The sequence below is a fragment of the Curtobacterium sp. NPDC088465 genome, assembly GCF_044753165.1.
Lineage (GTDB): Bacteria > Actinomycetota > Actinomycetes > Actinomycetales > Microbacteriaceae > Curtobacterium.
Genome location: NZ_JBIVMR010000001.1, coordinates 446,180 through 468,351, shown reverse-complemented (window position 1 = coordinate 468,351; position 22,172 = coordinate 446,180). Strand labels below are relative to the sequence as shown.

At 73.1% G+C, this 22,172-nt stretch carries 20 protein-coding genes; 13 read left to right on the top strand and 7 right to left on the bottom strand.

Annotation, left to right across the window (positions count from 1 at the left end; genetic code table 11):
- Positions 1-82: 82 nt before the first annotated feature.
- Positions 83-1,240: a PP2C family protein-serine/threonine phosphatase gene (locus ACIP6W_RS02090; protein ID WP_400427935.1), complete on the top strand. Its 1,158-nt coding sequence runs from the start codon at positions 83-85 to the stop codon at positions 1,238-1,240.
- Between the two features lie 21 nt (positions 1,241-1,261).
- Here the strand turns inward: ACIP6W_RS02090 and katG are convergent, their stop codons facing one another.
- From katG to ACIP6W_RS02075, 3 genes are all read right to left on the bottom strand, one after another.
- A complete protein-coding gene (katG, locus tag ACIP6W_RS02085) occupies positions 1,262-3,667 on the bottom strand; it encodes a catalase/peroxidase HPI (protein ID WP_400427932.1) in 2,406 nt (801 codons plus the stop codon).
- Between the two features lie 109 nt (positions 3,668-3,776).
- On the bottom strand, positions 3,777-4,241 hold the full coding sequence (locus ACIP6W_RS02080) for a DUF2231 domain-containing protein (protein ID WP_066652441.1): 465 nt from the start codon (positions 4,239-4,241) through the stop codon (positions 3,777-3,779).
- A 157-nt stretch (positions 4,242-4,398) separates the two neighbouring features.
- Positions 4,399-4,593: a hypothetical protein gene (locus tag ACIP6W_RS02075; RefSeq protein WP_400427929.1), complete on the bottom strand. Its 195-nt coding sequence runs from the start codon at positions 4,591-4,593 to the stop codon at positions 4,399-4,401.
- A 138-nt stretch (positions 4,594-4,731) separates the two neighbouring features.
- Here ACIP6W_RS02075 and ACIP6W_RS02070 point away from each other — a divergent pair, with 138 nt between their 5' ends.
- Both ACIP6W_RS02070 and ACIP6W_RS02065 read left to right on the top strand, forming a co-directional pair.
- Positions 4,732-4,905: a hypothetical protein gene (locus ACIP6W_RS02070; protein WP_200884131.1), complete on the top strand. Its 174-nt coding sequence runs from the start codon at positions 4,732-4,734 to the stop codon at positions 4,903-4,905.
- A gap of 118 nt (positions 4,906-5,023) precedes the next feature.
- Positions 5,024-5,596, top strand: a complete 573-nt coding sequence (locus ACIP6W_RS02065; protein ID WP_271826206.1) for a TetR family transcriptional regulator — start codon at positions 5,024-5,026, stop codon at positions 5,594-5,596.
- Here ACIP6W_RS02065 and ACIP6W_RS02060 read toward each other — a convergent pair.
- The 4 genes from ACIP6W_RS02060 to xylA form a co-directional block, all read right to left on the bottom strand.
- Complete coding sequence (locus ACIP6W_RS02060) at positions 5,554-6,561, bottom strand: helix-turn-helix domain-containing protein (protein ID WP_209683830.1); 1,008 nt, start codon at positions 6,559-6,561, stop codon at positions 5,554-5,556. The genes ACIP6W_RS02065 and ACIP6W_RS02060 overlap by 43 nt on opposite strands.
- A 144-nt stretch (positions 6,562-6,705) precedes the next feature.
- Positions 6,706-7,695 carry an acetylxylan esterase gene (locus ACIP6W_RS02055; RefSeq protein ID WP_400427925.1) on the bottom strand — a complete coding sequence of 330 codons (990 nt, stop codon included), beginning with the start codon at positions 7,693-7,695 and terminating at the stop codon, positions 6,706-6,708.
- A gap of 114 nt (positions 7,696-7,809) precedes the next feature.
- Positions 7,810-9,315 carry a xylulokinase gene (locus ACIP6W_RS02050; protein ID WP_400427922.1) on the bottom strand — a complete coding sequence of 502 codons (1,506 nt, stop codon included), beginning with the start codon at positions 9,313-9,315 and terminating at the stop codon, positions 7,810-7,812.
- Positions 9,308-10,501, bottom strand: coding sequence for a xylose isomerase (gene xylA / locus ACIP6W_RS02045; protein ID WP_066652452.1), 1,194 nt, complete (start codon positions 10,499-10,501; stop codon positions 9,308-9,310). The genes ACIP6W_RS02050 and xylA overlap by 8 nt, the downstream gene beginning before the upstream one ends.
- 97 nt (positions 10,502-10,598) lie before the next feature.
- Here xylA and ACIP6W_RS02040 point away from each other — a divergent pair, with 97 nt between their 5' ends.
- From ACIP6W_RS02040 to ACIP6W_RS01995, 10 genes are all read left to right on the top strand, one after another.
- On the top strand, positions 10,599-11,792 hold the full coding sequence (locus ACIP6W_RS02040) for a Gfo/Idh/MocA family protein (protein WP_066652454.1): 1,194 nt from the start codon (positions 10,599-10,601) through the stop codon (positions 11,790-11,792).
- Entirely contained in the window at positions 11,792-12,493 is a 702-nt protein-coding gene (locus tag ACIP6W_RS02035) for a ThuA domain-containing protein (RefSeq protein ID WP_400427918.1), read from the top strand. Before ACIP6W_RS02040 ends, ACIP6W_RS02035 begins: the two co-directional genes overlap by 1 nt.
- Positions 12,478-13,575 (top strand): Gfo/Idh/MocA family protein, encoded by a 1,098-nt coding sequence (locus ACIP6W_RS02030; RefSeq protein ID WP_251155295.1) that lies wholly within the window; start codon positions 12,478-12,480, stop codon positions 13,573-13,575. Before ACIP6W_RS02035 ends, ACIP6W_RS02030 begins: the two co-directional genes overlap by 16 nt.
- 83 nt (positions 13,576-13,658) lie before the next feature.
- Positions 13,659-14,735: a sugar phosphate isomerase/epimerase gene (locus tag ACIP6W_RS02025; protein ID WP_235426493.1), complete on the top strand. Its 1,077-nt coding sequence runs from the start codon at positions 13,659-13,661 to the stop codon at positions 14,733-14,735.
- A 137-nt stretch (positions 14,736-14,872) separates the two neighbouring features.
- On the top strand, positions 14,873-16,198 hold the full coding sequence (locus ACIP6W_RS02020) for an ROK family protein (RefSeq protein ID WP_400427916.1): 1,326 nt from the start codon (positions 14,873-14,875) through the stop codon (positions 16,196-16,198).
- Positions 16,195-17,241, top strand: a complete 1,047-nt coding sequence (locus ACIP6W_RS02015; protein ID WP_209683818.1) for an NAD(P)-dependent alcohol dehydrogenase — start codon at positions 16,195-16,197, stop codon at positions 17,239-17,241. The genes ACIP6W_RS02020 and ACIP6W_RS02015 overlap by 4 nt, the downstream gene beginning before the upstream one ends.
- 168 nt (positions 17,242-17,409) lie before the next feature.
- Entirely contained in the window at positions 17,410-18,789 is a 1,380-nt protein-coding gene (locus ACIP6W_RS02010) for an MFS transporter (RefSeq protein ID WP_311205988.1), read from the top strand.
- A gap of 85 nt (positions 18,790-18,874) precedes the next feature.
- Complete coding sequence (gene glmU, locus ACIP6W_RS02005) at positions 18,875-20,302, top strand: bifunctional UDP-N-acetylglucosamine diphosphorylase/glucosamine-1-phosphate N-acetyltransferase GlmU (RefSeq protein WP_209683812.1); 1,428 nt, start codon at positions 18,875-18,877, stop codon at positions 20,300-20,302.
- A gap of 55 nt (positions 20,303-20,357) precedes the next feature.
- Positions 20,358-21,335 (top strand): ribose-phosphate diphosphokinase, encoded by a 978-nt coding sequence (locus tag ACIP6W_RS02000; protein WP_066652469.1) that lies wholly within the window; start codon positions 20,358-20,360, stop codon positions 21,333-21,335.
- 46 nt (positions 21,336-21,381) lie between these two features.
- Positions 21,382-22,167: a putative protein N(5)-glutamine methyltransferase gene (locus tag ACIP6W_RS01995; RefSeq protein ID WP_400427913.1), complete on the top strand. Its 786-nt coding sequence runs from the start codon at positions 21,382-21,384 to the stop codon at positions 22,165-22,167.
- Positions 22,168-22,172 lie beyond the last annotated feature (5 nt).

The window sequence follows — 22,172 nt, the reverse complement described above, 5'->3', positions numbered from 1 at the left end:
GGAACGAGTCTTCCACGGGGACCGCGTCACGGTGCGCCACCACGCACCGCGGCCCCGGTGGACCAGGAGGAGGACGACACCCGTGAGCACCGACGACCAGGCACGCGTGCGCAGCGCGCTCGTGGCGGCACTCGACGTCGTCGACGCGCCACCGTCGGAGCGCTTCGAGCGCATCGTCCGGGTCGCGCGCGAGGTCTTCGACGTGCCGCTGTCGTACGTCAACGTGCTCGACGACGACCTGCTGCACACCCTCACCCCGAACGTGCCCGACGAGATCGTCTCCGGACCGGTCGGGTGGTCCTTCTGCCAGCTGACGGTGCAGCACACGGAGCCGACCGTCGTGCCGGACACCACGGCCGACCCCCGGACCGCCGACCTGCCGGGCGTGACACGGCGCGGCATCCGGTTCTACGCGGGCGTCCCGCTCACGATCGCGGGTGGGGAGCCCGTCGGGACGCTCTGCCTGATGGACACGCGACCGCGCGCCTTCTCACCCCAGGACACCGCCGCGCTCATCGACCTCGGACACTGGGCCGAGCGCGCGCTCGCCCAGGGGCTGCACCACGACCGCCTGCTCGAGGTCGCAGGCGCACTCGCGCCGAGCACCGTCGCGCCCGACGGCTACCGGATCGCCGGCACAACGGTGCCCTACGGCGACCTCAGCGGCGACCTGCACGACTGGTCGGTCGTCGACGGCGACCTCGTGCTGACGCTCGCCGACGTCATGGGCAAGGAGCAGCCGGCCGCGCTCCTCGCGGCCGGGATCCGGGCCGCCCTCCGGCAGCACCGCACCGTCGCGCCCGTGGCCGCCGTCGCCGCCGTCGAACCCGCCCTCGCCGAGGACCTCGGACGTGCGAGCGCCTTCGCCACACTGTTCCACGCCCGGCTCGACCCGGCCAGCGGCGTGGTCGACGTGGTGGACGCGGGCCACGGGCTGGCGGTGCACGTGCCGGCGGCGGGGACGCCTCGGGTGCTCCGGTCCCACGGGCTGCCGCTGGGGTTGCACGCCGAGGGTGCACGGCGCCGGGCGTCGACCACGGTCCTGGAGCCCGGGGACGCCCTCGTCGTGGTGAGCGACGGCGCGCTCGACCTGGGTGACGGGACGATCGACACCCTGCTGGACCTCGCGCGGACCCTGCGCGCCGCGTCGAGCGTCGACGCCTTCCTCGAGACGGTGCGGCTGCGTGCGGCCGAGCGGGCCGAGGACGACGTGACGGTCGTCGTCCTCGGCCGGGCCTGACCGCGCGCAGCGGCCTCCGGCTCAGGCAGCCATCGGGCCGTACCGGCGGTGCCCCTTGACGTCGTAGCGGTCGAGCATCATCACCTTGTCCCAGGCGGCGACGAAGTCCCGCACGAACCGCTCCTGCCCGTCGCTGCCGGCGTAGACGTCGACGATCGAACGGAGCTGCGCGTTCGACCCGAACACCAGGTCGTTCCGCGAGGCCGTCCACCGCTCCTCGCCGGTGGCCTGCACGGTCCCGGTGAAGGTCGTCTCGGTGTCGTCGGTCTTCTTCCACACCAGGTCGGTGTCCGTGAGGTTGACGAAGAAGTCCGTCGTGAGCGCCCCGACGCGGTCGGTCAGGACGCCCGTCGACGAGCCGTCCCAGTTCGCGCCGAGCACCCGCAGCCCGCCGGTGATCACCGTCCACTCCGGTGCCGTGAGCGTCATGAGGTTCGCACGGTCCAGGAACACCGCCTCCGGAGCGACACCGGGGGCGAAGTCCGCGAAGCGCTCGGACACGTGGTTCCGGAACCCGTCGGCGACGGGGCGCAGCCACTCGAACATCTCGACGTCGGTCTGCTCCTGGCAGGCGTCCACACGGCCGGGCGTGAACGGCACGGTGACCTCGACACCCGCGGCGCGTGCGGCGTCCTCCACCCCGACGCAACCGGCGAGCACGACCAGGTCGGCGAGCGAGACGTGCTTCCCGTCCTGCTCGAAGGCGGCCTTGACGCTGCGGAGGGTCTCGACGACCGGGACCGTCCGCCGGTTGATCGGCCAGTCCTTCTGCGGGGCGAGCGCGATCCGCCCGCCGTTGGCACCGCCGCGCTTGTCACTGTCCCGGTAGGTCGACGCGGCGGAGTACGCGGTGACGACCAGGTCGGAGACCGAGGTGCCGGTCGACCGGATCGCCGCTCGGAGCGTCTCGACGTCCGCGTCGCTCAGGGGCTCGCCGACCGGGTCGGGCAGCGGGTCCTGCCACAGCAGGTCGTCCGAGATCGTCGTCTCCGGACCGAGGTAGCGGTGCTTCGGCCCCATGTCGCGGTGCGTCAGCTTGTACCAGGCCTTCGAGAAGGCCGTGGTGAACAGGTCGAAGTCGGCGAGGAAGCGCTCGCACACCTCGCGGTAGGCCGGGTCGACCTTCAGCGCGATGTCCGAGGTCATCATCATGAGCGCGTGTGTCTCGCCGGGCACGTGGGCGTCCGGGGTGCGCGGGGCGTCGGGGTCCGCCGGGGTCCACTGCAGGGCGCCCGCCGGGCTCTTGGTCTGCTCCCACTCGTGGCCGAACAGGTTCTCCAGGTAGCTGTTGTCCCAGCGGGTCGGGTCCTGGGTCCAGCTGCCCTCGATGCCGTTCGTCATCGTGTCCTTGCCGTTGCCGGCACCCTTCGGGTTGTGCCACCCGAGCCCCATCGCCTCGATCGGCGCGATCTCCGGCGGCGGACCGATCTCGGCCGCGGGGACCTGGCCGTGGCTCTTGCCGAACGCGTGGCCACCGGCGATCAGGGCGACCGTCTCCTCGTCGTTCATGGCCATCCGGCTGAAGGTGATGCGGATGTCCCGCGCCGAGCCCATCGGGTCGCCGTTCGCGTACGGTCCCTCGGGGTTCACGTAGATGAGCGCCTGGTGCGAGGCAGCGAGCGGGCTCTGCAGGTCGTAGTCCGCGTCGCCGTTCTCGCCGTGCCACCGCTCGTCGCGCTGGACCATGTCGTCCTGGCTCTCGACGTGGTGCGGGTCCCGGACCTCCGGGCCCCACCAGGTGCCCTCGTCCGGCTCCCACGCGTCGAGTCGACCGCCGCCGAAGCCGTACGTCGGCAGACCCATGAGCTCGAGCGAGCAGTTCCCCGTGAGGACCATCAGGTCGGCCCACGAGAGCGCGTTGCCGTACTTGTGCTTGATCGGCTGGAGCAGACGACGCGACTTGTCGGTGTTCCCGTTGTCCCACCAGCTGCTGATCGGGGCGAAGCGCTGCATCGCGGTGCCCGCTCCGCCGCGACCGTCCGCGATCCGGTAGGTCCCCGCGGCGTGCCAGGCCATCCGGATCATCTGCGGGCCGTAGTTGCCGTAGTCCGCGGGCCACCAGTCGACCGAGGTCGTGAGCAGCTGCGTGATGTCGCGCTTGAGCTCGTCGAGGTCGATCGTCGCGAAGGCCGCCGCGTAGTCGAAGTCCGCACCGAGCGGGTCGGCGTCGACGCCGTTGCGGTGCAGCAGCTCGACACGGAGCCGCTGCGGGTACCAGCCCTCGAGCGACGACGGTGCCTGACCGAACGTCCCGCCCAGGTGGTCACCGCCGGCGGGCAGGGACCCGGCCATGTGGAAGCTGCAGGTGTCGGTGCCGTCGGCGTCCCGGCCGTGGGAGCCGTGGAAGGACGCGCCCTGCGGGGTCGCGGTGTCGTGCTGCCCGCTGTCGTCGGTGCCGTGCGTGCCGGTCGTGCTGTCGTTGCTCAACGCTGCTCCTGTTCGATGACTGTCCGCGGAACGCGGGGGACGCCCGTCACGCTCCGCCCCGAGGCTGTGAGGACGGCGGGAGCAGTGCGCATCCCGCCGGTGGGTCCGGTCAGCCCTTCCAGACGGACACGGCGCCGGCGTGACCGATCACGACGACCTCGACGAGCGAGCCGATGCCGGCGGCGACGAGCAGCACGGGGCCGACGATCCCCACCGCTCGTGCCAGCCCGGCGTCCGCGACCCGCGGGGCGGCGAAGCGGTGCCAGCCCCACCAGAGCGTCAGCAGCACGAACACCGCGATCGACCACGGCAGCAGTCCGTCGGCGAGCTCGGTGTGCCGCTCGAGCAGCGCGGTCTCACGCTCGCGGTGTTCGAGCCACTCGCCGGACGAGGTCGCGAGCGGCACCGAGACCAGCGCCACCAGGGCGATGGCCGGCGCGCCGACCGCGAGCCACCGTCGGGCTGCCGGCCAGGCCGCCGTCACGATCGCGGTGAGGGCCGCGACGGGCACCGAGACCGTGGTCAGGTGCACGAGGAGCGGGTGCAGGGGGATGCCGTCGAACTGCCAGTCCATCGTGGCCTTCCGGATCGCGCGTCGGTGGTTCCGACGACCTGCGATCAGCCAAGCGGACCGACCGGTACCGCGCTCGCCCGGCAGGCCGGTCGACGCGCTCCGCGATCACTCGAGACCTCACACGGAGCGGCCGGAGCGCCACACCGGGACGACCCCGTCAGGGGCGGTGGTCGTACCGACCCGGCGGTGGGTCGAGCGGCAGCTGTCGCGGCGACTGGCCGCCGTTCCTCGCAGCGCCCACGGCCGTGAGGGAGCGGGTCACGATGCTCACCGCGGTCGCGAACCACCCGCGCCTCCGCGGGTGCTCGAACGCGTCGTCACCCCACGGTCGGTCGTCGTCCGAGTGCCCCATGACGCCCCTCCCGGTGTCGGTGCTCGTGAGGCTACACGGCCGCGGCCCGCACCGGGAGGTCCGGGATCCGACCTCGCTCCGGGAACCCCGGGGGAGCGTGGGTACCGTGGCACTCCTCACACCGTGAAGGAGCACGCCATGTCGGACGCACACGACCCCCGCGACACCACCAACGACCCCGAGGGCACCGAGAAGGCCGACGGCCTCGGCGAGGACGGCACGATCCCCGCGCACCCCGAGGGCGTCGCCGCCGGCTTCGCCGGTGACGACTCGCACTTCAACCCCGAAGAGGACGACGAGACGGCGGAGTAGCCGACCCGAGCACGAGACGTACGGGAGGCCCGTGGCGACGCCGCCACGGGCCTCCCGTTGCGTCTCCGGTCGCCGCGTCGTCTGCGGGACCGGGCCGCGGATCGGTACCGTGTCGGGCATGGCCCGCTTCACACCCCCCGCTGCCGACGCGATGCGTGCGGCCCTGCTCGCCGCCGCCCGCGACGAGTTCGCTGCGCACGGGCTGGGCGGGGCGCGGATCGAGCGCCTCGCCGCCGACGCCGGGAGCAACAAGGCGCAGGTGTTCCACTACTTCGGGGGCAAGGACGGCCTGTTCGACGCGCTGCTGACGAGCGAGCTGACGGCCGTGCACGAGGCCGCGCCGCTCGACACGGCCGACCTGGCGGCGTGGGCCGGACGCCTGCACGACGTCCTGGTCGAGCGTCCCTGGGTGCAGCGTCTCGCCACCTGGCACCGGCTCGAGCGGCCGGAGACACCGATCGAGGCGCTCGCCGAGCAGTACGCCGACGCCGTCGCCGAGGTCGAGCGGGCACAGCGCGCCGGTGTGCTCCCGCGGCGCTTCCGCCCCGCGGTGCTCTACGGGCTGGTCGTCCAGCTCGCGGAGGTCTGGTCGACGCTCCGGCCCGAGGCGTCCGCTCCGGTCGCCGCGGTCGTGCCGCAGCGCCGCCGTCAGGTCGTCGTGGACGCCGTCGGAGCGCTGCTCGGCGACTGACCGGTGTCCCGTCGGGCCCTGCGGTGCAACGTGTCCGAGGGGCGCTCGCCGAAGGCGCCGGCGTAGGTCCCCGCGAACCGGCCGAGGTGTGCGAACCCCCACGCCTGCGCCACCTCGGAGACCGTGGTGGTGGTCGGGTCCCCGGCCTCGAGCGCGGCACGGACCCGGTGCAGTCGCACGTCGCGCAGGAACTGCATCGGGCTCGCGGCTCCGACGCGGTGGAACGCCGCCTGCAGCCCGCGGGCGCTGAGCCCGGTGGCGCGACAGACGTCGGCAGTGGTGAGCGGGCGGTGCGCGTTCGCGGCGATCCACTCCTGCGCGACCCGTACCGATCCCCGTCCTGCGGCCGTGACGCCGGACGCAGCGGTCACGTCGAACGCCCCGATGACGGCCTCGGCGACGCGACGGTGCTGCACCGAGCGGACGACGGGGTCGGCGCCCGGGTCCCACAGGGTCGTGGCGGCGCCCGCGATGGTCCGCCGCAGTGCGGGGAGCGCGTCCGGGTCGGCCTCCGCGCGCAGGTCCAGCGGGCCGGGGAGGTCACCGCGGACCGCAGCCGAGACGGACTCGAGGAAGGCGCCGTCGAAGCGGATCACGTGCTGGACCGCGGGGGCGGCGTCGAAGGTGAACGGGCGTCCTGCCGGGTACATCACGGGGACGTTCGGCCGCATGGTGATCCGGTCACGGCGGTCGGTGTCGAGGACCATGCCCGGCCCGGTCGCCCACGCCAGGGTGTACTGGCGCCCCGGGTTGATCGTGCCCCAGCGGTGCGCCGCGACCGCTGACGTCGCGGTGGTCACCTGGTCGTCGCCGACCGCGCGGTACCGGTACGAGAACCCCTCGGAGACCGCCTGTCCGATGTTGATGTCGTGACTGCTGTAGACGCCCTCGAACAGCTCCACGGCGTCGTCGACCGCTGCGCCGTGCTGTTCGGTGGCGGTGGGGGTGCGGAGATCGGTTCGCATGCGCGCACCAGTCTGCGCCTCCTCGCCGAGGACCAGTGGTGCAGTGCGCGTCGCGGCGTTCCGGCGTTGCGGCGTTGCGGCGTTGCGGCGTTGCGGCGTTAAATTTATCGTCGCCGGTCCGACGTTGTTGACTTTAACTGCGGGTCAGCCGAGGTGCCGAGCGAGGAACGCGGCCTGCCGCTCCCAGTGCCGGTGGCCGCCGCCCTCGTGGCCGTTGTAGGGGTAGACCTCGATGTGCTTGTCGGTCGACGCGAGCGCGTTGTACGCAGCGAAGGTCGTGCGCGGCGGGACCACGTCGTCCATGAGGGCGACCGAGAACAGCGCCGGGGCCGTGATGCCTGCGGCCAGGTTCACGCCGTCGAAGTACGCCGCGGTGTCCCACACGGTGTCGACCGCGTCCCGGTGCACGGCGAGGTACTGGGCGAGCTCGAGGTAGGGGCCGCCGGTCGCGACGTCGGTGCCGTGCTCCCAGTCGGACAGGAACGCGACGTCGGGCAGCACGGCGACGAGCGGCGCGGTGTGTGCCTCGACCAGGGCGGCCGCCGCGATCGCGATGCCCCCGCCCTGGCTGCCGCCGGTCAGTGCGATGCGGTCCCGGTCGACGCCCGGCAGTGTCCGCACGGCGTCGACGAGTCGGACGGCGTCCGTGTAGACCCGCCGGTAGTAGTGCTCGGCGGGCGAGGCGATGCCGCTCGCCATCCACCCGCCACCGTTCGGGCCGGACCCGTGCGGGTCGGGGGTGTCGCCGCCGGTTCCCCAGCCGCTGCCCTGCCCGCGGGTGTCCATCACGACGTGCACGTACCCGGCGAGCGCCCACGCGACCCGCTCGCCGGGCAGCCCGCGACCACCGCCGTAGCCGATGAACTCGACCACGGCGGGCAGGTCGCCCGTCGAGCCCGCCGGTCGCGAGACCCAGGCGCGGACGGGGTCGCCGCCGAAGCCCGGGAACGTCAGGTCCTGCACGTCGAGCGCCGTGACCGGCGTGGTGGCGGGGGCGAGCACGTGCTCGATTCCGGCGCCGGCCGCCCGCGCCTCGGCGACGGTGGCCGTCCAGAAGGCGTCGAGGTCGTCGGGCCGCCGCACGGTCGGGCGGTAGGCGCGCAGCTGGTCGAGGGGCAGGTCGGTGAGCGGCATGGGGTCCTCGCTGGTGGTGGGTCGTTCCGGGTGTCCCTGGTCGGAACGGGCGTACCTGGTCGGGAGTTCCGACCGGGTACGCCCGATTCCACCAGGTGGACGCGCCTCAGCGCATCAGCGTGCGGCGGCGCGGTACTGCTCGAGCACCTCGGGGTGCGGGTCCGCGGGCACCACGGTCGCGGCGACCTCCCACGACGGCAGGCTCCCGGTCAGCACCCACGCGGCCTGTCGAGCGGCACCCGAGGCGACGTACTCGCCCGGTTCCGGGATCGACACGTCGCGGCCGAACACCTGCGCGGCGACGGCCCGGACGGCCTCGTTCCGCGCGGCGCCGCCGATCAGCAGCAGCCGCGACACCTGCACTCCGGTGGCCTCGACCGCGGCGAGGCCGTCGGCCAGGGCGCAGAGCATGCCCTCGACTGCGGCGCGGGCGAGGTGCGCCCGGTCGGTCGTCGCGGGCGTCATGCCCACGAGCGAGGCGGTGGCGTCCGGTCGGTTCGGGGTGCGCTCGCCGACGAAGTACGGCACGAGCACGAGCCCGTCCGCCCCTGCCGGCGCCTGCAGCGCCAGCTCGCCGAGCTCGCCGTGGTCGACGGAGAGGAGTCCGCCGATCACCTCGAGCACGCGGGCCGCGTTGAGCGTGGTGACGATCGGGAGGCGCGACCCGGTCCCGTCGGCGAAGCCCGCCACGGTCCCGCTCGGGTCCGTCACCTCGGTGTCGGTGACGCCGAAGACGGTCCCGCTGGTCCCGAGGGACACCGCGACGTCACCCGGGCCGAGCCCGAGGCCGAGCGCTGCCCCGGCGTTGTCGCCGAGCCCCGGGCCGACGACGAGACCGGCGCGGGCGACGGCGCCGCCCGGCAGCTCGACGTCGGACGCCAGGGTGCCCATCGCCTCGTCGGGCGCCACGACCCGCGGCACCACGACCGGGCCGTCGCCGTCGGCGTGCGCGTCGCCGTCGTGCGGTCCGGCAGCGACCCGCGAGGGACGCCCGAGCGCCTGCTCGAACAGCTCCGCGTCGTACTCCCGGCGCACCGGGTCCCAGTAGCCGGTGCCGCTGGCGTCAGAACCGTCGGTCGCCAGCGCGTCGAGGTCCGGCCCGAGCGGGCTCTCGTCGGCGGGGCCGTACCCGCGCAGTCGCCACGACAGCCAGTCGTGGGGGAGCGCGACGGCGGCGACGCGCGCCGCGTTGTCGGGCTCCGCGTCGCGGAGCCACCGCAGCTTGGTGCCGGTGAAGGATGCCACTGGGACCAGCCCCGTCCGGGCGACCCATGCCTCCCGGCCGAGCTCCTCGACCATCTGCGCGGCCGCGTCGGCGCTGCGGACGTCGTTCCACAGGAGTGCGTCGCGGACCACGCGACCGTCGGCGTCGAGCGCGACCATGCCGTGCTGCTGCCCGGCGATCGCGACGGCGGCGACGTCGTCGAACCCGCCGGCGTCCGAGATCGCGGTGCCGAGCGCGTCCCACCAGTGGCGGGGGTCGACGGAGGTGCCGTCCGGGTGGGACGCGCGCCCCTCCCGGACGACCGCACCGGTCGCCGCGTCACGGACCGTGACCTTGCAGGACTGGGTCGAGGAGTCGACCCCTGCGACCAGCCGACGCTCGACGACGTCAGCCACGAGCGCCCATGAGGTGCTCGATCGCGAGCTGCTGCAGGCGCACGAAGCCGAAGCCCTTGCCGCCGAAGTACGCGTCGGCGTCGAAGTCCTCGTAGGCCGAGCGGTCGGCGAGGAAGTCGTCGTACGACTCACCGCTGTTCAGCGTCGGCGTCGAGAGCTCGTCGACCTTCGCGGCGGACAGGGCCTCCTGCACCTCGGGGTCGGCGCGGAACGCCTGGGCGCGCTCCTTGAGGAGCAGGTACATGCGCATGTTCGCCTGCGCCGAGTCCCAGACGCCGGTGATGTCCTCGGTGCGGCTCGGCTTGTAGTCGAAGTGGCGGGGGCCGTCGTACGCCTGGCCGCCCTGCGGGGCACCGTGCTCGAGCAGGTCGACGAGCGAGAAGGCGTTCTGCAGGTCGCCGTGGCCGAACACCAGGTCCTGGTCGTACTTGATGCCGCGCTGCCCGTTGAGGTCGATGTGGAAGAGCTTGCCCTGGTAGAGCGCCTGGGCGATGCCGGCCGTGAAGTTCAGGCCCGCCATCTGCTCGTGGCCGACCTCGGGGTTGATGCCGAAGAGCTCCGGACGCTCGAGCGTCTCGGTGAAGGCGATCGCGTGGCCGAGGGTCGGCAGGAGGATGTCGCCGCGGGGCTCGTTCGGCTTCGGCTCGATGGCGAAGCGGATGTCGTAGCCCTTGTCGGTGACGTACTGGGCGAGCAGGTTCACGGCCTCGCGGTAGCGCTCGAGCGCGGCCTGCACGTCCTTGGCGGAGTCGTACTCGGAGCCCTCGCGGCCGCCCCACATGACGAAGGTCTTCGCGCCGAGCTCGGCGGCCAGGTCGAGGTTGCGGAGCACCTTGCGGAGGGCGAAGCGACGGACGTTCCGGTCGTTCGAGGTGAAGCCGCCGTCCTTGAAGACGGGTGCCGAGAACAGGTTCGTCGTGACCATCGGCACGATGATGCCGGTGGAGTCGAGCGCGCCCTTGAGACGGTCGATCTGTGCCTGGCGCTCGGCGTCGGTCGAGCCGAACGCGAACAGGTCGTCGTCGTGGAAGGTCAGGCCGTAGGCACCGAGCTCGTCGAGCTTCTCGACCGCCTCGACCACGTCCAGCGCGGGACGGGTCGGGCCGCCGAACGGGTCGGAGCCGTTGTAGCCGATGGTCCAGAGACCGAAGGAGAACTTGTCGTCGCGGGTGGGCGTCGTTGCCATGGTGGATCACCGTTCGTCGTCGAAACAAAATGTTGCCGCGCCCAACATAAGCGGTAGGGTGGATCCTGGCAACACCGGATCGCAAAGGAGCGAGTGGATGGCACAGGACGGACACGGACCGGGACGACTGCGCGTCGCCATGGTCGGGCACGGCTTCATGGGAGCGGCGCACTCCCAGGCGTGGCGGACCGCACCGCGGTTCTTCGACCTCGGCGTCGAACCCGAGATGGCCGTGGTGGTCGGCCGTGACGCCGAGCGCACCGAGGCAGCGCGCGTGCAGTACGGGTGGCAGGCCGCGTCGACGGACTGGCGGCAGGTGGTGGCGGACCCCGACATCGACCTCGTCGACATCGTCTCGCCCGGTTCCTCGCACGTCGAGATCGCGATCGCCGCGCTCGAGGCCGGCAAGCACGTCCTCTGTGAGAAGCCCCTCGCCAACACGGTCGAGGAGGCCGAGGCGATGACCGCCGCTGCGGAGGCCGCCGCCGAGCGCGGCGTCCGCGCGATGGTCGGCTTCAGCTACCGCCGCGTCCCTGCGATCGCGTTCGCTCGGCAGCTGGTGGCGGACGGGAGGATCGGCACGGTCCGCCAGGTCCGCGCGCTCTACCTGCAGGACTGGTTGTCCGACGAGGACGGCCCGATGACGTGGCGCCTCGACAAGGCGCTCGCCGGCTCGGGCTCGCTCGGCGACATCGGTGCGCACGCGATCGACCTCGTCGAGCACGTCACGGGCGCACACCTGTCGACCGTGTCCGGCACGCTCGAGACCTTCGTGCACGAACGTCCGCTGATGGCCGAGGGGGTCGGGCTCTCCGGCACCGCGTCGAGCGAGCGCGGACAGGTCACCGTCGACGACGCCGCGTTCTTCCTCGGTCGGCTCACCGGCGGCGCTGCCGAGGGTGCGATCGGCACCTTCGAGGCCACGCGCTACGCGACCGGGCGGAAGAACGGCCTGACGCTCGAGGTCAGCGGGTCCGAGGGCGCGATCCAGTTCGACCTCGAGTCGATGAACGAGCTGCGCCTGTACGAGTCGTCGGCACCCGCGGGGGAGCAGGGCTTCCGTCGCGTCCTCGTCACCGAGCCGGAGCACGAGTACATGGCCGCCTGGTGGCCGACCGGGCACCTCATCGGCTACGAGCACACCTTCAGCCACCAGGTCGCCGACCTCGTGCGGGCGATCGTCGCGGGCACCGACCCCTCGCCGTCGTTCGCCGACGGCCTGCACGTGCAGCGCGTCCTCGACGCGGTCGAGCGCAGCGCGTCCGACGGCAGCGCCTGGACGGCGATCTGATGGCCGACACGACGAAGCGAGCGCTGGTCGTCCGTGGCGGGTGGGACGGGCACATGCCCGTCGAGACCACCGACCTGTTCGTCCCCTTCCTGCGCGACAACGGCTTCGACGTCCACGTGTCGGACTCGACGGCGGTGTACGCCGACGAGTCCGTGATGGCGGACGTCGACCTGATCGTGCAGGTCGTCACGATGTCGACCATCGCCGACGACGAGTTCGCGGGACTGCAGCAGGCGGTGCTCGGCGGCGCCGGGCTCGCCGGGTGGCACGGCGGGATCGCGGACGCCTTCCGGAACACCGCCGACTACCTGCACATGGTCGGCGGGCAGTTCGCGCACCACGCGGGCAAGCACCCGTCCGAGCGCACCGGCGAGCAGTCCGACAACTACATCCCGTACACGGTGCACATCACCGAGGCCGGGCACGAGCACCCGATCACGCAGGGCATCGAGGACTTCGACCTCGTGACCGAGCAGTACTGGGTGCTCTCCGACGAGTACAACGACGTGCTGGCGACGACGACGCAGGAGGCCCGGGACTTCGACGCCTGGAACCGTCCGGTCACCGCGCCGGCGATCTGGACCCGGCAGTGGGGGCAGGGACGCGTGTTCGTCTCGGCACCCGGGCACCGGCTCGAGGTCGTCGAGTCGCAGCCGCTCCGCACGATCATCGAGAGGGGACTCCTGTGGGCAGCCCGATGAAGGTCGGTGTCGTCGGGGTCGGCGTCATCAGCCAGCAGTACTTCGAGCACTTCCCGGCGCTGCCCGGGCTCGAGCTCACCGCCGTCGCGGACATCGACGTGGCCCGGGCACGGTCGGTGGGCGAGACGCAGGGCGTCCGCGGTTCCTCGGTCGACGAGCTGATCGCCGCGGACGACGTCGACGTCGTGCTCAACCTGACGATCCCGGCGGCCCACGCCGAGATCGCCACGCGGGCGCTCGAGGCCGGCAAGCACGTGTACGGCGAGAAGCCGCTCGCGATGTCGACGGCCGAGGCGCGCCCCGTGCTCGACCTCGCGCGTCGCTCGGGCCTGCGGGTGGGCAGCGCGCCGGACACCGTGCTCGGCACCGGGATCCAGACGGCGCGGCAGGCGCTCGACAGCGGCGCGATCGGCACCCCGGTCGGCGCCGCCGTGTCGTGGTCGGCGCCCGGACACGAGCTCTGGCACCCGGCGCCGGCGTTCTACTACCAGCCCGGCGGCGGCCCGCTGCTCGACATGGGGCCGTACTACCTGACGAGCCTCGTGTCGTTCTTCGGCCCGGTCGTCCGGGTCAGCGGAGCCTCGACCCGGTCGGACCGCGAGCGCACCATCGCGACCGGCCCCGCGGCCGGCACCCCGCTCCGGGTCGACATCGACACGCACGTCGTCGCCGTCCTCGAGCACGCGGACGGCGTCGTCTCGACCGTCACGGTGTCGTTCGAGGTCTGGGCCACCAGGGCGCCGCTGTTCGAGGTGTTCGGCACCGCGGGCACCCTCGGCGTCCCCGACCCGAACCGGTTCTCCGACACCGTGTCGATCGCCGACGCCGCCACCCGCGAGTGGCGGGACCTGCCGACGAGCGCCGGGTACGCCGACGCCGGACGCGGCTACGGCCTGGCCGACATGGCGCACGCGATCGCGACGGATCGCCCGCACCGCGCGTCCGGCGACCTCGCGTTCCACGTGCTCGAGGTGATGGAGGCGGTCTCCACCGCGGCCCGCGAGCACACCGTGGTCGAGGTCCGGTCGCGCGTCGACCGCCCCGACACCGTGCCGGCCGGTGCCACCCCCGGGTCCTGGTGAGCCAGACTCAGCAGCAGCAGCAGCAGCAGCAGCAGCAGCAGCACGACGCGACACGACACGACAGGCGAGGAAGGACGACGACGATGACGACGACGGACGGAACCGGCGAGACCGGGGCGAGCGGCGCCTCCAGGCCGGACGGCGGCGGCCGCTCGACCAGGCCGGTGACCCTGTTCACCGGGCAGTGGGCGGACCTGCCCTTCGAGGAGGTCGCACGGCTGGCGGGCGAGTGGGGCTACGACGGGCTGGAGATCGCCTGCTGGGGCGACCACCTGGACGTCCGACGCGCCGCGACGGACCCGGCGTACGTGGCCGACCGGAAGGCGGTCCTGGAGCGCAACGGACTGCAGGTCTGGACGATCGCGAACCACCTGACCGGCCAGGCCGTCTGCGACGACCCGATCGACCAGCGGCACGAGGACATCCTCGCGCCGCACGTGTGGGGCGACGGCGACCCCGAGGGCGTCCGGCAGCGGGCGGCGGAGGAGCTGCAGTGGACCGCCCGTGCGGCCGCTGCGCTCGGGGTGTCGACCGTGACCGGCTTCTCGGGATCCTCGATCTGGAAGACCGTCGCCGGGTTCCCGCCCGTGCCCCCGGCGATGATCGAGGCCGGGTACCAGGACTTCCACGACCGCTGGTCGCCGATCCTCGACGTGTTCGAGGAGGTCGGCGTCCGCTTCGCGCTCGAGGTGCACCCGTCCGAGATCGCCTACGACTACTGGACCGCGAAGCGGGCGCTCGAGGTGTTCCGGGACCGCCCGTCGTTCGGGTTCAACTTCGACCCGTCGCACTTCGTGTGGCAGGACCTCGACCCCGCCGCGTTCCTGCTCGACTTCGCCGACCGGGTGTACCACGTGCACTGCAAGGAGTCGGTGAAGCAGCTCGACGGCCGCAACGGTCGACTCGGATCGCACCTGCCGTGGGGCGACCCCCGTCGTGGGTGGGACTTCGTCTCCGCCGGGCACGGGGACGTGCCGTGGGAGCGGGTGTTCCGCGTGCTGAACCACATCGGGTACGACGGCCCGACGAGCGTCGAGTGGGAGGACGCCGGCATGGACCGACTGGTCGGCGGCCCCGAGGCGCTCGCGTTCGTGCGTCGCCTGGGGACGATCGCCCCACCGGACGCCGCGTTCGACGCCGCGTTCTCCCGCTCGCGCTGAGCCGCGCGCGGGTACGGACGGACCCGCGAGACTCGGCACCGCGGACAGTTCCGCGGTGCCGAACCCGCGAAGGTGTCCGCCGAGCCGAGACTCGGCCCCCCACACCACACCAAACCACACCACCACGAGGAGGACCCATGGCCAGGTCGGCCACGACCACGCCCGGGAACGTCGCGCGCGTCCTCCGTATCGTGCACGAGGGCGGGCCGGTCACCCGAGCCGAGCTCACCCGTCGGACGGGACTCAACCGGTCGACGGTCCTGGCGCTCGTCGGGGAGCTCGTCGAGCAGGGGTTCGTGCACGAGGAGCTCCCGGGAGCCGGGGCGGACCGTCCCGCCGGGGTCGGTCGGCCGAGCGCCGTCGTCCGGGCATCGCGCGACGTCGTGGCTGCCGCGGTGACCGTGGAGATCGACGCCGTCGCGGTGGCGCTCGTCGCGCTCGACGGCACCGTGCGCGACCGCCTCGTCGAACCGCAGTCGAGCGTGCCCGGTGCCGCCGCAGCGATCGACGCCGTGGCCCGTGTCCTCGCCACGCTGACCGCACGCGCCGATCCGGCACTGCGGCTCGTCGGTGTGGGCGTCGCGGTGCCGGGCATCGTCCGGGTCGAGGACGGGGTCGTCCGCGACGCCCCGCACCTCGGTTGGCGGGACGAGCCCTTCGCCGGGCCCCTCGCCGAGCGTCTCGGGCTGCCCGTCCGCGCGGCGAACGACGCGAACGTCGGTGCGTGGGCCGAACGGCTCTACGGCAGCGCGCGCGGCGTCGACGACCTCGTGTACCTCAACGGCGGCGCCAGCGGCATCGGCGGTGGGATCGTCAGCGCCGGCCGCCCGTTCAGCGGCGCGGACGGGTACGCGGGCGAGCTCGGGCACACCTTCGTCGCGGCGAACGGCATCCGCTGCCACTGCGGGGCGATCGGGTGCCTGGAGACCGAGGCTTCACGCGGGGCCCTCACCGCGGTGACCCGGACCGCGCCCGACGACCTGGACGCCCTCGCCGCCGCCCTGGCCGAGGGACACGACGCGGTCGAACGGGTCGTGGACCGCCAGGTGACCGCGCTCGCGACGGCGATCCGGAACGCCATCCACACCGTCGACCCGCAGGTCGTCGTGCTCGGGGGGTTCCTCGGCGTGCTGCTCGGGCACGTGGGGGACCGCGTCGAGGACGACGTCCGGGCGCAGACGATGGCCGCGATGACCGACCGGCTGCGCATCGTGCCGGCGGAGCTCGGCCGTGACGTCCTCGTCCGGGGCGCCGCCGAGCTCGGCTTCGCCGACCTGCTGCGCGACGGGACGCTGCCGACCACGACCGGCGCGACCACGACCGGCCCGAGCGGCGCGACCCCGACCGGCGCGACCGGCGCGCCCGGGACCCGCGCGACCGCCGCGACCTCGACCCGCGCGTCCGACACCGACCACACCACAGCCGACCGCGACGACGCGGTCGAGGAAGCGAGATCCGCATGAGCACCACCTCCGACACCCAGCGCGCGAGCGTCCTGCTCGGCACCGAGGACCTGACGATCGAGGATCGCCCCGTCCCCGAGGTCGCCCCCGGCGACGTGCTCGTCCGCGTGGCCGCCGTCGGCGTCTGCGGCTCCGACGTCCACTACTACCGCCACGGCCGCATCGGCGACTTCGTCGTCGAGGAGCCGCTCGTCCTCGGTCACGAGCTCTCCGGCACGATCGCCGCCGTCGGCGAGGGCGTCGACCCCGCCCGCGTCGGCGAGCGCGTCGCCGTCGAGCCCCAGCGCCCCTGCCACCGCTGCGCGCAGTGCCTGGCCGGCCGGTACAACCTCTGCCCGCACATGCGCTTCTACGCGACACCGCCGGTCGACGGTGCCTTCGCCGAGTACGTGACGATCGAGGCCGAGTTCGCGCACGCCCTGCCCGACACGGTGTCCTTCGAGGCGGGTGCACTGCTCGAGCCGCTGTCCGTCGGCATCGCCGCGGCGCGCAAGGCCGGCATCGTGCCCGGCTCGAGCGTCCTGATCGCCGGTGCCGGTCCGATCGGGGTCATCTGCGCCCAGGTCGCCCGGGCGTTCGGCGCGACCCGCGTGGTCGTCAGTGACCTCGTCCCCGAGCGGCGCGAGCGGGCGCTGTCCTTCGGCGCCACCGAGGTCGTCGACCCCGTCGCCGTCGACGTCACCTCGGACATCGTCCCCGTCGACGCCTTCATCGACGCCAGCGGTGCGCCCCGTGCCGTCTCGGACGGCATCAAGGCCGTCGGGCCCGCCGGTGCCGCGGTGCTCGTCGGCCTCGGCAACTCCGAGATGGTGCTGCCCGTCGAGCACATCCAGAACCTCGAGGTGACGGTCACCGGCATCTTCCGCTACACGAACACCTGGCCGGTCGCGATCGGTCTGGTCGCGTCGGGCCAGGTCGACCTCGACGCGCTCGTCACCGGGCGCTTCGGACTCGACGCGGTCCGCGAGGCCCTCGAGAGCGACACCGACCCGGCCTCGCTCAAGTCCGTCGTCTACCCGAACGGCGTGCCCGCGGGCGCGTGAGGACGCGAGCCGACGTGCGCGACGCGGGGTCGCGCCGTCCGGTGAGCGGTCGACGGACGGGAGGCGCGGTGCCGGCGGGTGCCGTCCTCCCGTCCGTCGTCCGGTCACCACGGCGAGCCGTGGCCGGGTCGGCCCCGCCGCGACACCGCGACGCGCTACGGTTCGGCCATGACCGCGACACCGGCGGCGGCAGTGCCGCGACGCACCGACCGGCGGGCACTCGTGTCCTGGGCGCTCTGGGACTGGGGGTCCTCGGCGTTCACCGCCGTCGTCACCACCTTCGTCTTCAGCACCTACCTGGCGAGTCGGGCGTTCGTCGACCCGCGGCTCGTCGCTGCCGAGGACTCGTCGACGGCCGCTGCGCAGACGGTCGAGCGGGAGCTGGCGCACAACGCCGCGACGGTGTCGACGGCCCTGACCCTGGCGGGGATCGTCGTGGCGCTCGTCGCACCCGCGGTGGGGCGGCTGGCGGACTCGTCCGGGCACCGCCGCCGGTCCGTGCTCATCGGGACGATCGGGGTGGCGCTGTCGATCGGGGCGATGGTGTTCGTCGCGCCGCAGCAGCCGTACCTGGTGCTCGGCGCAGCGCTCCTCGGCATCGGGACCGTCGCGTACGAGGTCGCCACCGTCGGCTACAACGCGATGCTCGGCCAGGTGGCGTCGGGCCCGCAGACCGGACGCGTCTCGGCGATCGGCTGGGCCGCCGGGTACTTCGGCGGGATCGTGTTGCTCGTCGTCCTGCTCCTGCTCTGCATCCAGGACTTCGGCACCGAGGGCGTCGCCGGCCTGCTGCAGCTGCCGTCGACCGTCGCGTCCGGGTCGTGGGACGTCCGGGTCGCGATCGGGATCGCCGCGGTGTGGCTCGCGGTCAGCTCGGTCCCGCTCTTCCTGACCGTGCCCGAGGCGGCGCCGGACCGTTCGCGCACGGGCGGTCTGCTCAGCGCCTACCGTGACCTCGGACGGCACGTCGCCCGGCTGTGGCGGGAACGCCGCAACGTCCTGGTCTTCCTGCTCGCGAGCGCCGTGTTCCGCGACGGCGTCGGTGCGGTCTTCACCTTCGGCGGCATCGTCGCCGCGCAGGTGTTCGGCTTCAGCCCGTCGCAGGTGATCCTCTTCGCGATCGCGGCGAACGTGGTGGCGGGTGTCGCGACCTTCGCCTCCGGGCGGCTCGACGACCGCTTCGGTTCCCGGGCGGTCATCACGGTCGCGCTCGTCGGGCTCGCGCTCACCGGCATCGGGGTGTTCCTGATCGGGAGCGCGACGGCCGGGTTCTGGGTGCTCGGGCTCACGCTGGCGATCTTCGTCGGGCCGGTGCAGTCGTCGTCCAGGGCGTACCTGGCACGCCTCGCCACCCCGGGACGCGAGGGCGAGCTCTTCGGCCTCTACGCGACGACCGGGCGTGCGGCGTCGTTCCTCGCGCCGGCGCTGTTCGGCATCGCGGTGACGGTCGGCGGCTCGACGCGGTACGGGATCATCGGCGTGGTCGTGGTCCTCGTCGCGGGCCTCGTGCTCATGGCGTTCGTGCAGCGGGAGCCCGCGCGGGCGTAGCGCACGGTCCGCTCGCCCCGCTCCGGGCCGGCGCTGCCGGTGCGGGTCGAGCACCCGGTCGGAGCACATGCGCCAGGATGGGTGCATGACCGACCAGCGGATCGCCGTCGTCGTCCTCGCCGCCGGGCAGGGCACGCGCATGAAGTCGTCCACCCCGAAGGTGCTGCACCGCCTCGCCGGCCTGCCCCTGCTGGCGCACGTGCTGCGCACGGCGTCCTCGATCGAGCCGGAGCACGTCGCCGTCGTCGTGCGGCACGAGCGCGAGCGCGTCGCGGCCGAGGTCGCCGAGCGTGCCCCCGGGGCGATCGTGGTCGACCAGGACGAGGTCCCCGGCACCGGACGCGCCGTCGAGGTCGCGGTGCAGGCGCTCCCGGCGGACTTCGACGGCTCGGTCGTGGTGCTCTCCGGGGACGTCCCGCTGCTCGACACGGCGTCGCTCCGACGCCTCGTGGACGCGCACGCCGGCAACGCCGTCACTCTGGTCAGCGCGATCGCCCCGGACCCGACGGGGCTCGGCCGGGTCGTCCGCGACGCCGCCGGGGCGTTCGTGCGCGTCGTCGAGCACAAGGACGCCACCGAGGCCGAACGGGCCATCACCGAGGCGAACGCCGGCATCTACGCGTTCGACGTGACCCACCTGCGTGCGGTGCTGCCCTCGCTCACCACGGCCAACGCGCAGGGCGAGAAGTACGTCACCGACGTCCCGTCGCTCGTCGCCGCGCGCGGGGGAGCGATCGACGTCGTCACGCTGACCGACCCGTGGCTCGTCGCCGGCATCAACGACCGCGCGCAGCTCGCCGACGCGGCGCGTGAGCTCAACGCCCGCATCGTCCGTCGGCACCAGCTCGCCGGTGTCACCGTGCAGGACCCGGCGACCACGTGGATCGACGTCGACGTCACCGTCGAGGCCGACGCCGAGATCCTCCCCGGCACGCAGCTCGTCGGGGCGACGGCGATCGCCGCCGGCGCGGTGGTCGGACCGGACACCACGCTCCGCGACACCGAGGTCGGAGCCGGCGCGGTCGTGAACCGTGTCGACGCGACGCTGGCGGTCATCGGCGACGGCGCCACGGTCGGTCCCTTCGCCTACCTGCGACCGGGGACGGTCCTGGGCGAGCACGGCAAGATCGGCACGTTCGTCGAGACGAAGAACGCGGTGATCGGCCGCGGCAGCAAGGTCCCGCACCTGTCGTACATCGGTGACGCCGAGGTCGGCGAGGACTCGAACATCGGGGCCAACACGATCACCGCGAACTACGACGGCGTGCACAAGCACCGCACCGAGGTCGGGTCGAACGTCCGCACGGGCTCGCACAACGTGTTCGTCGCCCCGGTTAGGATTGGTGACGGGGCGTACACCGGCGCGGGTACGACCGTCCGCAAGGACGTACCGGCCGGGTCGCTGGCGATCAGCTACGCCCCGCAGCGCAACACCGACGGATGGGTCGAGGAACACCGACCCGGTTCGCCGGCGGCCGAGGCGGCTCGGCGCGCGCACGGCGAACAGATCTGACGGCGGTCGGGTCGATCGAGACGACCCCGAGCGGGTCAGGGAGTGAGCACCGCACTTGTCCGGAATCAAGACCACGGGCCAGAAACGACTCGTCCTCGTGTCGGGCCGGGCGCACCCGGAACTCTCGGCGCAGATCGCCGACGAGCTCGGAGTCGACCTGGTGCCGACCGATGCCCGGACCTTCGCGAACGGTGAGCTCTACGCCCGCTTCGACGAGTCGGTCCGCGGTTGCGACGCGTTCGTCATCCAGTCGCACACCGCGCCCATCAACGAGTGGCTCATGGAGCAGCTCATCATGGTCGACGCCCTGAAGCGTGCCTCGGCGAAGCGCATCACCGTCGTCGCGCCCTTCTACCCCTACGCGCGCCAGGACAAGAAGGGCCGCGGGCGCGAGCCGATCTCGGCCCGGCTCGTCGCCGACCTGTTCAAGGCCGCCGGTGCCCACCGCATCATGAGCGTCGACCTGCACGCCGCACAGATCCAGGGCTTCTTCGACGGCCCCGTGGACCACCTGTTCGCCATGCCCGTCCTGCTCGAGCGCTTCCAGCAGATCCTCGACCCGAAGACCCTGACCGTGGTGTCGCCCGACATGGGCCGTGTGCGCGTCGCCGACATCTGGTCCGAGAAGCTCGGTGCTCCGCTGGCGATCATCCACAAGCGGCGCGACCCGCTCGTGCCGAACCAGGTGTCCGTGCACGAGATCGTCGGTGACGTCTCGGGCCGCGTGTGCCTGCTCGTCGACGACCTCATCGACACCGGCCGCACCATCGCGAAGGCCGCCGAGGCGCTGAAGAACGCCGGCGCGACCGGCGTGGTCGTCGCGGCGACCCACGCCGTGTTCTCCGACCCGGCCACCGAGCTGCTGCAGAGCGAGTTCATCGACCGCGTCGTCGTCACCGACACGCTGCCCCTGCCCGAGGACAAGCGCTGGGACCGCCTCGAGGTCCTGCCGATCGCGCCGCTCATCGCCCGCGCGATCCACGAGGTCTTCGACGACGGGTCCGTGACCTCCATGTTCGACGGTGCCGCGTAGGCGGACCGGCCGCGCGTCGGGCGTGACCCGGCCGGCGGGCTGAGCCGTGCCTCCCGTCCACGCGGCACGCGCTGCCCTGGCTGCCCGTCTGCGGGCGACGGGCAGCGTGTTCGCCGAGGACGAGGCCGACCTGCTGCTCGAGGCCGGCGACGGCGATCCCGTGAAGCTGCGCGGGCTCGTGCAGCGGCGACTCGACGGTGAACCGCTCGAGGTCGTGCTCGGCTGGGCCGCGTTCGACGGGCACCGTGTCCGGGTCGTCCCGGGGGTCTTCGTGCCGCGGACCCGCACCACCGTCGTCGTCGAGCAGGCCGCGCGACGCCTGCACCGCTACGACCGGGTCGTCGACCTGTGCTGCGGTGTCGGGGCGATCTCGGTGGCGTTGCTCGGACGGGTCGGCGCACTCGACCTCGTCGCGGCGGACATCGACGCGGACGCCGTCGACGTCGCGGCGGAGAACATCGGCGACCGGGGGATCGTCGTCCTGGGCGACCTGTTCGCGCCGCTGCCCGAGCGCTTCCGCGGCGTCGTCGACGTCGTCGCGGTGAACGCGCCGTACGTGCCGTCGGACGCGCTGGCCACCATGCCGGCCGAGGCGCGGGAGCACGAGCGGCGCATCGCGCTGGACGGTGGGCCGGACGGGCTCGACGTGCACCGGCGCGTGGCCGCGGGAGCGGGGGAGTGGCTGCGCCCGGGCGGCGCGGTCGTCATCGAGGTCTCGTCGACGCAGGCGCCGCAGTCCGCTGCGCTGTTCGAGGGCGCCGGGTTCACCGTGACGGTCGAGTCCGACGAGCAGGTCGAGGGCACGTGCATCGTCGCGGAGTTCCCCGCCTGACACTC